This window comes from Psychrobacillus glaciei, from assembly GCF_008973485.1.
GTDB lineage: Bacteria > Bacillota > Bacilli > Bacillales_A > Planococcaceae > Psychrobacillus > Psychrobacillus glaciei.
On the sequence record NZ_CP031223.1, the window covers coordinates 1,640,275 to 1,654,108 of the forward strand.

The 13,834-nt window shown below is 34.6% G+C and carries 13 protein-coding genes and 1 riboswitch; of the genes, 12 read left to right on the forward strand and 1 reads right to left on the reverse strand.

The window, feature by feature from the left end:
* Positions 1–46 precede the first annotated feature (46 nt).
* The 8 genes from resA to PB01_RS07390 all read left to right on the forward strand — a co-directional run bounded on the left by resA (position 47) and on the right by PB01_RS07390 (position 9,293).
* Positions 47–583, forward strand: a complete 537-nt coding sequence (gene resA, locus PB01_RS07355; protein WP_151699605.1) for a thiol-disulfide oxidoreductase ResA — start codon at positions 47–49, stop codon at positions 581–583.
* A gap of 14 nt (positions 584–597) precedes the next feature.
* Positions 598–2,247: a cytochrome c biogenesis protein ResB gene (gene resB, locus PB01_RS07360; protein WP_151699606.1), complete on the forward strand. Its 1,650-nt coding sequence runs from the start codon at positions 598–600 to the stop codon at positions 2,245–2,247.
* A 5-nt stretch (positions 2,248–2,252) separates the two neighbouring features.
* Positions 2,253–3,437: a c-type cytochrome biogenesis protein CcsB gene (gene ccsB / locus PB01_RS07365; RefSeq protein ID WP_151699607.1), complete on the forward strand. Its 1,185-nt coding sequence runs from the start codon at positions 2,253–2,255 to the stop codon at positions 3,435–3,437.
* Positions 3,438–3,540: 103 nt separating this feature from the next.
* Positions 3,541–4,257, forward strand: a complete 717-nt coding sequence (locus tag PB01_RS07370; protein WP_151699608.1) for a response regulator transcription factor — start codon at positions 3,541–3,543, stop codon at positions 4,255–4,257.
* A complete protein-coding gene (locus tag PB01_RS07375; protein WP_151699609.1) occupies positions 4,250–6,025 on the forward strand; it encodes an ATP-binding protein in 1,776 nt (591 codons plus the stop codon). Before PB01_RS07370 ends, PB01_RS07375 begins: the two co-directional genes overlap by 8 nt.
* A 114-nt stretch (positions 6,026–6,139) precedes the next feature.
* On the forward strand, positions 6,140–6,676 hold the full coding sequence (gene sigX / locus PB01_RS07380) for an RNA polymerase sigma factor SigX (protein ID WP_151699610.1): 537 nt from the start codon (positions 6,140–6,142) through the stop codon (positions 6,674–6,676).
* Positions 6,669–7,937 (forward strand): hypothetical protein, encoded by a 1,269-nt coding sequence (locus PB01_RS07385; RefSeq protein ID WP_151699611.1) that lies wholly within the window; start codon positions 6,669–6,671, stop codon positions 7,935–7,937. The genes sigX and PB01_RS07385 overlap by 8 nt, the downstream gene beginning before the upstream one ends.
* A 472-nt stretch (positions 7,938–8,409) precedes the next feature.
* A riboswitch (FMN riboswitch) is annotated at positions 8,410–8,542 on the forward strand.
* Between the two features lie 157 nt (positions 8,543–8,699).
* Positions 8,700–9,293, forward strand: a complete 594-nt coding sequence (locus tag PB01_RS07390; protein WP_151699612.1) for an ECF transporter S component — start codon at positions 8,700–8,702, stop codon at positions 9,291–9,293.
* Positions 9,294–9,608: 315 nt separating this feature from the next.
* On the opposite strand, the gene PB01_RS07395 is transcribed toward PB01_RS07390, so the two are convergent.
* Entirely contained in the window at positions 9,609–9,857 is a 249-nt protein-coding gene (locus tag PB01_RS07395; RefSeq protein ID WP_151699613.1) for a ferredoxin, read from the reverse strand.
* Positions 9,858–9,968: 111 nt separating this feature from the next.
* Here PB01_RS07395 and PB01_RS07400 point away from each other — a divergent pair, with 111 nt between their 5' ends.
* From PB01_RS07400 to PB01_RS07415, 4 genes are all read left to right on the forward strand, one after another.
* Complete coding sequence (locus PB01_RS07400) at positions 9,969–11,003, forward strand: YpbB family protein (protein ID WP_151699614.1); 1,035 nt, start codon at positions 9,969–9,971, stop codon at positions 11,001–11,003.
* Complete coding sequence (locus PB01_RS07405) at positions 10,996–12,408, forward strand: RecQ family ATP-dependent DNA helicase (protein WP_151699615.1); 1,413 nt, start codon at positions 10,996–10,998, stop codon at positions 12,406–12,408. The genes PB01_RS07400 and PB01_RS07405 overlap by 8 nt, the downstream gene beginning before the upstream one ends.
* Positions 12,409–12,493: 85 nt before the next feature.
* Positions 12,494–13,096, forward strand: a complete 603-nt coding sequence (locus PB01_RS07410; protein ID WP_151699616.1) for a LysM peptidoglycan-binding domain-containing protein — start codon at positions 12,494–12,496, stop codon at positions 13,094–13,096.
* Positions 13,097–13,172: 76 nt separating this feature from the next.
* A complete protein-coding gene (locus PB01_RS07415) occupies positions 13,173–13,805 on the forward strand; it encodes a CBS domain-containing protein (RefSeq protein WP_151699617.1) in 633 nt (210 codons plus the stop codon).
* Positions 13,806–13,834 lie beyond the last annotated feature (29 nt).

The window sequence follows — 13,834 nt, forward strand, 5'->3', positions numbered from 1 at the left end:
TTTGGTATAATAAATAACGGTTATGCTTTGAATTGGAGGAAAAGAAATGGCTCAATCGAAAAAGAAACGGTTATACATAAGATCCGTTATTTTGGTAGTGCTTACATTAGCGATTGTATTTACTATTTATTCAAACTTAAATAAAGAAAAAAATGCAGTACTTCAAGTAGGTGACAAAGCGCCAGATTTTGTTTTGATTGATATGCAAGGAAATGAGCATAGACTTTCAGATTATAAAGGCAAAGGAGTATTCTTGAACTTTTGGGGAACTTGGTGTAAACCATGTGCAACAGAAATGCCTGCAATGGACAATCAATACAACATTTATAAGGATCAAGGAGTTCAAACATTAGCGATCAATATTGCTGAGTCTGATCTGAAAGTAAATAGTTTTGCAAAACGTTTTGGATTATCTTTCCCTATAGCAATCGATCGAAATAAAAGTGTCATGGAATTATATAATATAGACCCATTGCCTACTACTTTTTTAATCAATCCAGAAGGTAGGATTGTAAAAATTATAAAAGGTCAAATGACAGAGAAAGATATTGCTAATTTTATGGGTCAGGTTAAACCTTCCTAAAGGAGTTCGTAAAAATGGACAAAATAGTTTGTACATGTGGGAACGTAAATCCAGCTGGTACAGAATTATGTGAGAGCTGTGGTCGTCCTTTAAACAAAGAAGTAAGCGAAAAAAAACTTGTAGATATGCGTTATGAAGGTTCTGCAAGACGTTCTCAAACATATAACAAAACAATTATTGATAAAATATGGAACTTTTTTTCGAGCGTGAAGGTTGGTATGTGGTTAATTACTTGCATTTTAGTTGCCGCTGCCATTGGTACGATACTTCCGCAAGTTTTTTATGTTCCCGCGACTAGAGAAGCCGATATTGCGGCATATTATGAAAGAGTATATGGCACTTTTGGTAAACTATACTATAACTTGGGGTTATCCGATTTATATAGCTCCTGGTGGTTCCAAACATTAGTCGGCATGCTTGGTATTTCATTAGTTATTGCAAGTCTAGATCGTGTAATTCCCCTCTACAAATCATTAAAGAAACAAAAAACAAAACGACATATTAGTTTTTTAAGTCGTCAACGCATTTATGGAATTGGTGAAGTTGAGACACCTAAGGATTCAATAGACAAAGCGGAAGCTAAGTTGAAAAGAATGCATTTTAAAGTGAAACGCGAAGGAAATGCCATTTTAGCGGAAAAGGGACGTTTTTCACGGTGGGGTCCCTATATTAATCATCTTGGTCTAATCCTCTTTTTATTTGGCGTTATGTTACGAGCTATTCCGGGATTTTATGTCGATGAAACAATGTGGCTTAGAGAGGGAGAAACGCTTCACATACCTAAAGCAGATGGTTATTTCTTGGAAAGCAAACAGTTCACTTACGAGACGTATTCAAAAGAAGAATCTTCAGAAGTATTTGGTGAAGCAATTGATCGAGTTGGCTCTATCGCTAAAAATTATCAGACAGATGTTACTTTATACAAGGGTTCAGAAGATGCGATAGCAGGAAAATCAGAGAATTTAGAATTTGTTAAAGATGCATCCATACAAGTGAATAAACCACTAAAATTTAATAACTTTTCAGTGTTTCAAATGGATTTCCGTTTGGATGAGTTAAAATCCATGACTTTCCAATTACAAGATAAAGCATCGAAAGAATCCTTCGGAGAATTCACTATAGATCTAGCTAATCCTCAATCTGATTATGATTTTAAAAATGGTTATAAGGTAGAGATATTAGATTATTATGCTGATTTTACAGGATTCGAGGATGGAGTCCCACAATCAAAATCACCACTTCCAAATAATCCTGCATTTTTAGTTAAAATGTATAGTCCCGAATTTCCAAAAGGGGAAACAAGCTTTGTTATGATAAAAGAAACACTTGAGCCATTAGGTGAAACAAAACATAAAATTGCCTTCCAAAGTGTTGAAACAAGAGATGTCTCTGGTTTAACCATACGAAAAGATTTAACACTTCCTATTATCGGGCTTGGAGGACTTATCTTCATGATTGGAGTAGCTCAAGGGTCGTACTGGAACCATCGTCGTATTTGGTTGCAACTATTAGAAAATGGTCAAGTTGTAATTGCTGCCCATACAAACAAAAACTGGCTAAGCATTATGAAAGATTTAGATGCAGTGTCAGAAGTAGCGGTGCTTCCGCCATATGAAGATCAACAAGATTTAGATTCTAAAGCAGAAAAAGAGGAAGGGGTATAAATTTTATGGAGATGGTATCACTTAGTAGTAACTTATTGTTTATTGCGTTTATCGCTTATTTAATAGCAACCTTTTTATTTGGAGGTGCAGTAAAGGGTTCGAGCTCAGAAGCTTCTAAGTCTTTTGAGCGTTGGGGTAAATTAGCAATAAGTGTGACTATTCTTGGATTTATAGCTAATGTTGGTTACTTTATTACTAGATGGATTGCTGCTGGACATGCTCCGGTAAGTAATCTATTTGAGTTTACAACGGCCTTTGGTATGATGGTCGTTGGTGCATTTATCTTACTTTATTTTCTATACAGAACTCCTGCACTTGGACTTTTTGCTTTACCTATTGCAATATTAATCATTGCATATGCGAGCATGTTCCCAAAAGATATTAATCCATTAATACCAGCACTAAAAAGTTATTGGTTAACTGTACATGTAATTACTGCTGCACTTGGTGAATCTATTTTGGCGATTAGTGCTGTTGCTGGTTTTATTTGGTTATTAAAAAACATTGACCTAACTAAAAAATCTAAGCAACGTTTTTGGATAGAAGCTGTTATGTATGTCATTGTGTTAGTTCTAGGATTTGTTGTTGCAACTACTTCTTTTTCTTTAGCAGATTATAAAGCTGAGTATAATTACGTAGATAAAGAAGGAAACGCTGCTAAAATGGAATATGATATGCCGCCTATTTTCGGTATGAATAAATCAGAAGCAATCACTGAAAATGCAATGGCGCCATTAGTGGAAATGCCACCACTTGTAAATGCTAAAAAACTTACGATCGTTACTTGGTCTGTCCTTTTTGGAACAGTGCTGTATGTATTACTACGTTTAATTTTACGTAAACGAATTGCTGCAGTCCTACAACCATTTGCGAAAAAAGCAAACTCTCAATTCATGGATGAAATAGGTTATCGCTCGGTGCTAATCGGATTCCCCGTATTCACACTAGGTGCACTTATTTTTGCAATGATTTGGGCGCATGAAGCATGGTCTAGATTCTGGGGTTGGGATCCTAAAGAAGTTTGGGCGCTTATTACATGGCTTTTTTATGCAGTATTTTTACATCTTCGCCTTACTAAAGGTTGGCAAGGTGAGAAATCTGCTTGGTTAGCTTTAATTGGGTTTATTATTATTATGTTTAACTTAGTTGCAGTTAATCTAATTATTGCTGGTTTACATTCTTATGCTTAAATTTTTAGCTCTTATCTCTTCATAATGAGGTAGGAGCTTTTCTTTCAATTTAGGAACACAAATTGTACAATATAAATAGAAGTTGATAGAGAGGTATGATAATATGTCAGAAATGATTAAACTTTTAGTGGTGGATGACGAAGAACGTATTCGTCGCTTGTTGAAAATGTATTTAGAAAGAGAAGGATATGAAGTTGAAGAAGCGGAAAATGGAGAAATTGCTCTACAACTTGCATTAGAAAATGATTATAATTGCATATTATTAGATATTATGATGCCAGAAAAAGACGGAATCGAAGTAATAACAGAATTACGTGAACATAAACAAACTCCTGTCATTATGCTAACTGCTAAAGGAGAGGAAGCAGATAGAGTAGAAGGTTTTGAATTAGGGGTAGATGACTATATAGTGAAGCCTTTTAGCCCTAGAGAAGTAGTTTTGCGTACTAAAGCTCTTCTTAGAAGATCCGCCGTGTTGTCGCCAATGCAAGGAACTTCTGCTTCAAAAGATATCGTTGTATTCCCTCATCTAACTATTGATCACGATGCCCACCGTGTGACAGCAGATGGGGTGGAAGTTAGTTTAACGCCGAAAGAATATGAGTTACTCTATTTCTTAGCAAAGGCACCAGATAAAGTATTTGATCGGGAACAATTACTAAAAGAAGTTTGGCATTATGATTTCTTCGGAGATTTACGTACAGTAGATACACATGTAAAACGTTTGCGTGAAAAACTAAATAGGGTTTCTGAAAAGTCTGCGAAAATGATTGTAACTGTTTGGGGTGTAGGTTACAAATTTGAGATTGTCAATGAATAGAATTTTGAACAGTGTTGTCGGGAAGCTATGGGGAACCATATTGCTTCTCGTCTTATTTGTGTTGTTTATTGTAACCGTATTAATGCTTGAATTTCTGGAGAACTTCCATACACAACAAGCAGAAGAAACATTAAGACAAGAAGCTGCAACCATCGGTAAAATAGTAGAGCAACACGATAAAGTAGAAGATTCGCTTCAAATCATACAAGATATACTGGGGGCAGAGACAAACGCTTTAATTGTCAGAAATTCGGAATCTGTTTTTTTATCGATTCATGATGGGTTAAACGAACATGTCATAAAAGATAAAATATTAAGTGATTCTGACCTCAAAAAAGTATATATTTCCAATAAAACAATTATAAAAAAAATGCTGATGCCCTCTATGACAAAAGAAGACCAAATGGAATCTTATATTATTTTAGCTTCTCCTTTTGAATCGGATAAGGAAGTACATGGGGCCGTCTTTATTTACCAGAGCTTAGAGGTAGTAAATAAAACATCTAATCATACGACGAGAATTGTTTTTTTATCTGGTTTTATTGCATTACTATTAACGACAATGTTTTCGTTCTTCTTAACTTCTAGAATTACTTCTCCACTACGTACGATGCGTGAAGCAGCATTAGAGTTAGCTAAAGGAAACTTTGAAACGAAAGTACCACAGCTACAAAGAGACGAAATAGGTGAACTTGGTTCTGCTTTCAACCGAATGGGAAAACAGTTGAAAAATCATGTCGAGGTAATTAACCAAGAAAAAGAGCAGTTATCGAATATCTTAACAGCTATGACAGATGCAGTTATAACATTTAATAAGGATTTTCATGTTCTTGTTAGTAATCCTCAAGCCGATAAGCTATTTCAAAAATGGAATATAAATAACGAAACGACGGATTACTCACATCTACCAGCTGAGTTATATCATTTACTCGATCATGTTTTCAATTTAGAAGAAGAGTTAGAAGAAGAATTGGGTATTAAAGGTTCCTACTTCTCGGTATCCATTAGTTTACTTTATAGTAAAGAAGCAGTACGCGGAGCAGTGGTTGTGCTTAGAGATATGACCGAACAGAACCGTCTAGACAAAATGCGTTCAGACTTTATCGCCAATGTATCGCATGAACTTAGAACTCCAATATCCATGCTTCAAGGATACAGCGAAGCAATCATTGATGATGTGGTCACGACAGAAGAAGATCGAAAAGAAATGATTCGTATTATCTATGATGAGTCGAAACGAATGGGAAGATTAGTGACAGAACTTTTAGACTTAGCTCGTTTAGAATCGGGGTATTTAAGTATTTTCAAAGAGGAAGTCTCCATAATACCAACGATTGAACGAATTACCCAAAAATTTGATCAAATAGCAAAGGAAAACAATATTCGATTAGTGCTTGAGCAAAATCTTAAAGATCCACTATTCTTAGAATTAGATGAAGATCGAATGGAACAAGTGCTTACAAACTTAATAGACAATGCGCTACGTCATACAGAAAAAAAAGGCTCAGTAACGGTGAGATTAACCCGACTGAATCATCACTTGACTATCGAAGTAGAGGATACTGGTTATGGTATTCCGAGTGAAGATCTTCCTTACGTATTTGAACGTTTTTACAAAGCAGACAAAGCAAGAACAAGAGGGAAAAGTGGAACAGGTCTTGGTCTCGCTATAGCGAAGAATATTGTAGAACGGCATGCGGGCAACTTGTCTGTAGAAAGTGAATTAGGAGTTGGGACTAAATTCATTGTCCAATTGCCGATTACGTAATTTAGCGTTTCATGCATATTTTTTTCTGCGTCTATCTTTATGCAAGTGAAAATTTTGATGTTAGTGAAACAAAAAAAAATTATGAACGACTAATAGTAAGAACGGGGGGAGTATATGAATGACTCCGTTTTCCACCGCTTGTATGATAGCTATCATCAAGACGTTTTTCAGTTTCTCATCTATTTAGTGAAAAATAGACAAACTGCGGAAGACTTGGTCCAAGAGGTATATGTACGTGTTCTAAGGGCATATAGCAGATTTGAAGGGAAGAGCTCTGAGAAAACATGGCTATTTTCCATTGCGAAAAATGTAGCAATTGATCATTTTAGGAAGCAATCAGTCAGAAAGAAAAGGTTGTTCGAATCTTTTGATTGGGAAACAATGCAGCTTGCTTCAACTGATATGCTTCCAGAAGATTCAGTTCAATTAAACGATGAAATGAAAACTCTACTCATCGCATTGGATGATTGTACAGGTGATCAAAAAATGGTTATTATTATGCGTTATTTTCAAGAACTTTCTATTGCTGAAACAGCTCAAATATTAAACTGGACAGAAGGGAAAGTGAAAACAACGCAACATCGAGCAATAAAAGCACTTCGTGAACGATTATCTGCAGTAGAAAAGGAGGGTAATGTTCATCATGAGTGATTGGGAAAAAGATGAAGAAGCACTAGATGAACTAATGAATAAAATGCCCAAATTTACAGATCATCGTTCCAAAGAAGATGTGTATAATCGGGTAAAAATGGAATTAGAAAGTCAAAATAGCGAAAAAAACAAAAGGACAACTCGTACGTTCTTATCAAAATGGAAACCTTTTGCTGTTTCCATTGCTTCCATACTTATTCTTACGCTTCTAGCAACTAGCTTTTACAACGACAAAGAATCATCTATGTCAAAAGATATTTCAAGCAGTAGGATAGAACAAAAGAGTAGTAAAGAGGAAGGGATGCGTTCGATGGATACTGCCGATGAAGCATCCATCACAAGTAATGCTGCAGAAACTGAATCATCTAACTCAATGTTGAGAATGTCAAGTTTAGATATATCTTCTATAGAGTTAGTTCCATTGAACAACACAATTTCAGTTTACGAAGATAATCTTCATGGTGGAACTATTTTTCACTTTTCGTTAATTGAAAATGCATTATCGGTTCCAGTGACTATTATTATTCCAAAAGAGCAAATGATTATTGATTTTCCAAATATGACTCCGAATAGCCTTCAACTTTATGAACGCTATGCAAATATAATTGACGAAGAGGCATTAGGATTCAATGACTATCATCCATACAAAGGAAATTTTAGGGCAGTGGGTAAACGACTAAATCATTATTTACCTGCCAATCATGGGTATGATATAGCCCCAGGTACATCCGCTCCATATTGGTCTTCAGTCAATGAAATTTTCACAGATTTTGATTCATTGATGAGATTAAATGAGGATGGAACTCCAATAGAATGGGACCAAGCAGGGATATTGGATAAACCGAGTGTATTATCTGGTGCACAAGCTCATCAAAGCTACTTCAAGTATGTGGCTTTTAATGGTAAATCTTATTTATCTCCAAACTTCACAAAAAGTTTTGATACACTGTCTGAAGCGTTTGTTGATATGAAAAATTCCAAAAATGATATGTACACTTCAGTTATTCCAGATAAAGTTACCTATTCTTATCGAGTTGATCATGACACCGCAATTATCAAGTTTGACGATCCTTTAGATCTTTCTGTAATGGACTCAAGTGATGCAAATAGGATGATTGAAGCATTTTCATTAACAGCTGCTAGCTTTGGAACTGAAGTGAAGTTAGAAAATGTTGTGCAAAAGCAATGGAATGAATTCGATCTTACTAAACCCCTTCCTGTACCATTAGGACCAAATGGTTTTATAATGGAAGCAAAATAATAGGAATGTCAGCTATAAGTATTCAATATAGCTGGCATTCTTTTCGTTTCACCTTGAACGAAGATGCAATTTCGAACCCCTCCCTGTTTTTTATTATGTGCAGTATTTATATAGTGCGTACCAAAGAGTCCTATTAAGTGACCTCTAGGATTTTCGCTGCAGGTCGGACGCTTTCCGCCGGGTGAGCGATGAGCCATCGCCGACGCTACGCGTTCGCCTGAAGCGGAACTCAACGTGAAAACCAATTTATGCGCACTATATAAAAAGAACTAATAAATCGGTTGCAACTAGTATTTTCGCGCCAATCACATTGCAAATAAGAAAGACAATAAGCTTTGTTGAAATAATGAATTAAACTTATTATTATTCGACCAAGAAATGAAATCCAAAACAGTTATATTGCACAACCATATTATTTTTGTTAATATGGAATTAATTCAAGATAAATATCTTGAAGGTTAACAAAATATTGATTCATCTTCGGGGCAGGGTGCAATTCCCGATCGGCGGTATTAGAAGATTTTTTCTTGAGCCCGCGAGCCGTTAAGGCAGGATTTGGTTAAATTCCAAAGCCGACAGTATAGTCTGGATGGGAGAAGGTGAAGGTACAGTCGTTTTTCGTATACTCTAATACGGATACGCTTATTTAAGTGTGCCTTGGTTCTCCTTTAAGCTTTATTTGCTTAAGGGATTTTTTTGAGTATGGAATACGTTCTGAACTTTTCTTCTTGTGGAGTGAATCGCAAAAGGAGAGAGAACATTATGTCAAAGAGCAAGACGCGAATGCTTATAGCAATCGCTATGTTAAGTAGTATTTCGTTTGTATTAATGCTACTTGCATTTCCGTTACCAGTATTACCGGCTTATTTAAAGGTGGACTTTAGTGATATTCCTGCACTAATTGCCGCAATTACGATGGGGCCGATTGCTGGTATTCTCGTAGCATTTTTGAAAAATGTGCTAGATTGGTTGTTTTCAGGTAGTCCAACCGGTGTTCCGGTAGGACATATGGCGAATTTTGTAACCAGTATTTTATTTTTAACACCGGTTTACTTAATTTATCGTAAAGTTTCATCTTCAAAAGGAATTATGTATGGTTTAGCCTCTGGGACGATTTCCATGGCAATAGGGATGAGTGCATTAAATTATTTTGTATTTTTACCTATGTATTCTTATTTTTTAAATTTCCCAATGGAATCAGGTACTGCGTTATTTAATACGATTATTTTCGGTATTTTACCGTTTAATTTGATCAAAGGTATTTTAGTAACGATTGTTATGATTGTCCTATTCAAACGATTAAAACCTATACTGGATAAAGTAACTAATTCATTCAGAATTCCTGATATAAATTAATAAAAGGTCGCTTCTCTATTTCAGAGAAGCGACCTTTTTTGAAAATATATAAGTTTTATGCCGTGAACAGCTTAATTTTCAGGGCGCTAGCATCAAGCCTCATTATCCAAACCAAATGTATCTTGTCTTTACAAATTCCAAGTGGCGAAAGAAAGACATCCGCCACAAGATTACTGAAAAAAGAGTATCTGGAAATGACGCAGTCACTTCCAGATACTCCATAAAAGTCTTCGTTAATAGTGTAGCCAATGATTTGTCCAAAGCACTCTGGAATTGGTGATGACCAGGTGCGCTTAAAGGACACTTGCATTTTTCTTATTCAAACTTTAAAGCGTCGCCTTCAAATGATTCATCTGCTACTTTAATAGAGTCAGTTGGGCAACCTTCGAATGCATCTTCCATATCTTCTAGTAATTCGTCTGGAACTTCAGCAGTACCCATGTTATCATCTAAAATAACGAATGCTATTCCTTCGTCATCATAATCATATATATCTGGTGCAGCGGCACCACAAGCGCCACAAGCGATACATGTATCTTTGTCAACTATTGTATATTTTGCCATTACTTTATTCTCTCCTTTATATCTACTTACATGAATATACTATCTTATTCATTCTAAAGGTGTTTACACGACATTTCAACAAAAATACATTTAAAATGTGAGGTATTTCAATTGTATTTTCATCAACTATTATTATTAATCATACATAAATTCCATGGTGAGAGATCTTCTACAGCCCCATTCTATTTGTTAAAAGGGAAAAAATCAGGCCAAACTATACAAGATGTTACTTATTTTAACTTACATCCTTTTTTTTCACTTTATCCTAAACTCTCTAAAGAAGAATATAATGTTGAAGTTACTAAGCTATTATCAAACGAATTTATTGAAATGAATGAGTCATCCATTTCATTAACAGAGAAAGGCTTTCTTCAAATGAATTCAAACCGCAAGCCTTTATATAATGGATGGTTATATAGAGGAAATGAGGTTGTATTTTGGAATAGGATAGAGTTAGTTGTGCAAACATTGTCTAACTTTCAAGCAGATGAAAAACGGTTTGTTCCAAATCAAAAAAATCAACTCGTTCATCAATTTGTGCGATCATATTTAGTAATGAAAAACTTCCAGGACTCGGCATTCGTAATTGAATTTAAAAAACAAATAGAGCAATTACTTGTTAGTCCAATCTTTGAAGACATTCACCGGGAGCTATTTGTTTATCGATTAAGTGGATATGACAAAAGTGGAATGACCTGGGAGCAACTTGCTCGCTATTACAATCTAAGTATTTTGGATGTGAAATTATTATTTATTGAAGGTTTACATATAGCTTTAGCTGCAATAACAAAAGAAAGATATCCAGATTTATACGCCATTACAAAAGATATTGAAGTAATGACACCTTTAACCGATTCAGCAATGAAAACGTATCGTTTATGGGAAAAAGGGTATAACATCCATGAAATTGCAGAAATGCGATTTTTAAAAATAAATACGATAGAAGATCATATAATTGAAATAGTTTCAATAAAACAGGATTTTCCAATAGTGGATTTTATGAATGAAGAACAAGTACGAAAAGTGGTACAAACTTCAAAGGAATTACAAACAAAGAAATTAAAAAAAATTCGAGAACAATTTCCAGAATTAAGTTTTTTTCAAATAAGACTTGCACTTACAAAAGGGGAAGTAGTGAATGGATAAGTTGACAGAAATACTTAAACAAAAATTCGGTCATACTTCATTTCGAGATGGACAAAAAGAAATCATCCAACAAGTGATTGAAGGGAAAGATGTCATAGCTATTTTGCCAACTGGGATGGGAAAGTCATTATTATTTCAATTGCCAGCTTATTTGATGAAAGGTACGGTTGTAATTGTTTCACCTTTATTGTCGCTCATGCAAGATCAAGTAGAACAACTAAAAATGATGGGAGAAAAACGAGTAGTTGCGATAAATTCATTTTTATCTTTTGAACAAAAAGAATCGGTATTTCAAAACTTATCCGGTTATAAATTTATCTTCACTTCTCCAGAAATGCTTCAAAACAACCGATTTAACCGGGCGCTTTCCTCTATTCAAATAGCATATGTAGTAGCTGACGAAGCCCATTGTATTTCGCAATGGGGATTCGATTTCCGGCCAGATTACTTAAGAATCTCCAAGTGGCTTCAAACTTTTCCTAAAACGAGTGTCCTTGCTTTAACGGCAACTGCAACTAAAAAAGTTGTACAAGAGATCAAACGTACATTACATATGAAAGAACCATATGAATATGTCCATTCGTTAGATCGGCCCACTATAGCATATGAAGTGAAACAATTGGATGATCAAAAAGAAAAAGTAGCGTGGATTTTAGGTCGGATAACGACAACTAATGGACCAGGTATTTTATATACTCAATCACGTAAGAAAACGGAATCTTATGTAGAAGAGCTACTAAAAAAAGGAATTCGTGCTGCTTTTTATCATGCGAAAATGGAGCAAGATGATCGAGTGTTAATCCAACAGCAGTTTCAACAAGGGAAATTGGATTGGATTTGTGCAACTAATGCATTTGGGATGGGTATACACAAAGACAATATTCGACAAATCATACACGATCATATACCCACATCCATCTCTAGTTATATGCAAGAAATAGGAAGAGCTGCAAGGGATGGTAAACAATCCATAGCTTCACTTGTCTATACTAATTCAGATGTTGAACAAGCCTTTTACGTTGCTATGCAGGATTTTCCTGAAGAAGCTGATATTAAACTTGTTTACCAAACGGATGACGTTCAAATTCAATTATCGGAAACTACAACTCGTATATTGAATTATTGGAAGGAAATTTTATCAGAACAAGAAACAATGGATTTATTTTATGAAATCAAACAAAAGAAAAGGATGGAAATACAGAAATTGTTTACATTATTTCAAAATGAATGGTGTATTAGAGAGCAATTATTAAACAATTTTGACGAACAATTAAAAGAGCGGCCAATTAATTGTTGTACTGTTTGTTCTTATGGCATTCATCATGTGCTTACAGAAAGAACCGAACAAAAGGAAGAGGAAAAACAACTAAATTGGAAAAATAGACTAAATGAATTGCTTTACTAGTATTACTATTGGGAAGTTTACTTTTTCAACAAAATTCGTCATAATAGAAATAGTAAAAAGAAGGAATGATTGGAGTTAGAACAATATGAATCAAGATGATTACCAAAAAAAAATAGATGAACATAGGCAATCTATTGGCTTAGAGGAAGAAATGAATGAGCCCAGAAGAAGCAGAAGAACGAGCTATGCTAAAAAAACAAAGAAAAAATCTAAAAACTTACTAATACCTGTCTTATTTTTTATCTTTATTTTAATACCTATATGTATTTTTATTTATGTACAATTTTTTTACACCGCGGAAGTTGAAAACGTTACGAATCAAGGTGTTACTTTAGAAAAAAAAACAATCTCTAATACTGGTGATGATAATAGCAAGGAAGAAAATGATTCTGAGACAGTAGTAGAGCAAAGTACGGTAGTGACAGCCCCTGAAAAGGAAGCGGAAGAAGAATCTAAAACTGAAGAACCAATAACAGAAGTAGAAACTAAAACAACTTCACAGACTGAAGTGGAAACAAAACCAATAGAAGTTTCCCAAGCAAAAACACATATCGTACAAAAGAATGAAACGCTTTATCGAATTGCTATTAATTATTATAAAGATCCTAAAGCAGTTGAAAAAATTAAAGTTGCAAATGGATTAAAATCGGATAGTATTTCAGCAGGTCAAAAGCTTGTTTTACCTTAAAAATTTGTAGAAAAGAAGGATAATTACAAACTTTGTCGAATATATATCATTAATCTGTAATGGAAGAGGTGTATATATGTTTGTTAAAAGTGTAATGATTCCAAAAGAAAAATGTTTGACCGTGAATGTGAATGCTTCATTAATGGATGCTTTACAGCAACTAGATGAAAAAGAGATTGATGCGTTGCCGATACTTGAAAATGGTATCTATAAAGGAATGTTTAATAAATATCTTTTGTACAAAGCATTTTTCTATAGCGATGTAGATAGAGATACCTTTTTAAAACAAACTACCGTTAGAGATATTGCTGTAAGAGAGGACACCTTTGTGCAATTAGAAGATGTTTTTGAAAGTGCATTAGTAAAGTTGTATGATTTTCCAATCATTGCTGTTTTAGATGAAGGGAAATTCCTTGGGATTGTCACTAGATATGACACTATTTTACAATTCCGAAGCGCATTTGGTATGGAAAGTAATGGAACAAGAATAGCGCTTACCTCTGTTGAATCGGAAGGGCGTATTCTGAAAGTAGCTGATATATTAAAGAAATACCATACACCGGTCATTTCCTTAGTTACTTTTGACGAAACAGATAAAATAGCTCGTAGAATTGTATTGAAGATAGATAATGATCAAAAATTGAATCGTATTATTGGAGATTTTGAAAAGTCTGGATTTCGTGTATTACATATTAATAAAGACGAATAATGAGTTCAATATTTTTTCATGCTATACTG

Bases quoted from the DNA above. Each gene is read 5' to 3' on its own strand.
- PB01_RS07370 (WP_151699608.1), top strand. From the start codon at position 3,541: ATGTCAGAAATGATTAAACTTTTAGTGGTGGATGACGAAGAACGTATT.
- PB01_RS07375 (WP_151699609.1), top strand. From the start codon at position 4,250: ATGAATAGAATTTTGAACAGTGTTGTCGGGAAGCTATGGGGAACCATA.
- ccsB (WP_151699607.1), top strand. From the start codon at position 2,253: ATGGAGATGGTATCACTTAGTAGTAACTTATTGTTTATTGCGTTTATC.
- PB01_RS07415 (WP_151699617.1), top strand. From the start codon at position 13,173: ATGTTTGTTAAAAGTGTAATGATTCCAAAAGAAAAATGTTTGACCGTG.
- resA (WP_151699605.1), top strand. From the start codon at position 47: ATGGCTCAATCGAAAAAGAAACGGTTATACATAAGATCCGTTATTTTG.
- PB01_RS07410 (WP_151699616.1), top strand. From the start codon at position 12,494: ATGAATCAAGATGATTACCAAAAAAAAATAGATGAACATAGGCAATCT.
- PB01_RS07405 (WP_151699615.1), top strand. From the start codon at position 10,996: ATGGATAAGTTGACAGAAATACTTAAACAAAAATTCGGTCATACTTCA.
- PB01_RS07390 (WP_151699612.1), top strand. From the start codon at position 8,700: ATGTCAAAGAGCAAGACGCGAATGCTTATAGCAATCGCTATGTTAAGT.
- resB (WP_151699606.1), top strand. From the start codon at position 598: ATGGACAAAATAGTTTGTACATGTGGGAACGTAAATCCAGCTGGTACA.
- sigX (WP_151699610.1), top strand. From the start codon at position 6,140: ATGAATGACTCCGTTTTCCACCGCTTGTATGATAGCTATCATCAAGAC.
- PB01_RS07385 (WP_151699611.1), top strand. From the start codon at position 6,669: ATGAGTGATTGGGAAAAAGATGAAGAAGCACTAGATGAACTAATGAAT.
- PB01_RS07395 (WP_151699613.1), bottom strand. From the start codon at position 9,857: ATGGCAAAATATACAATAGTTGACAAAGATACATGTATCGCTTGTGGC.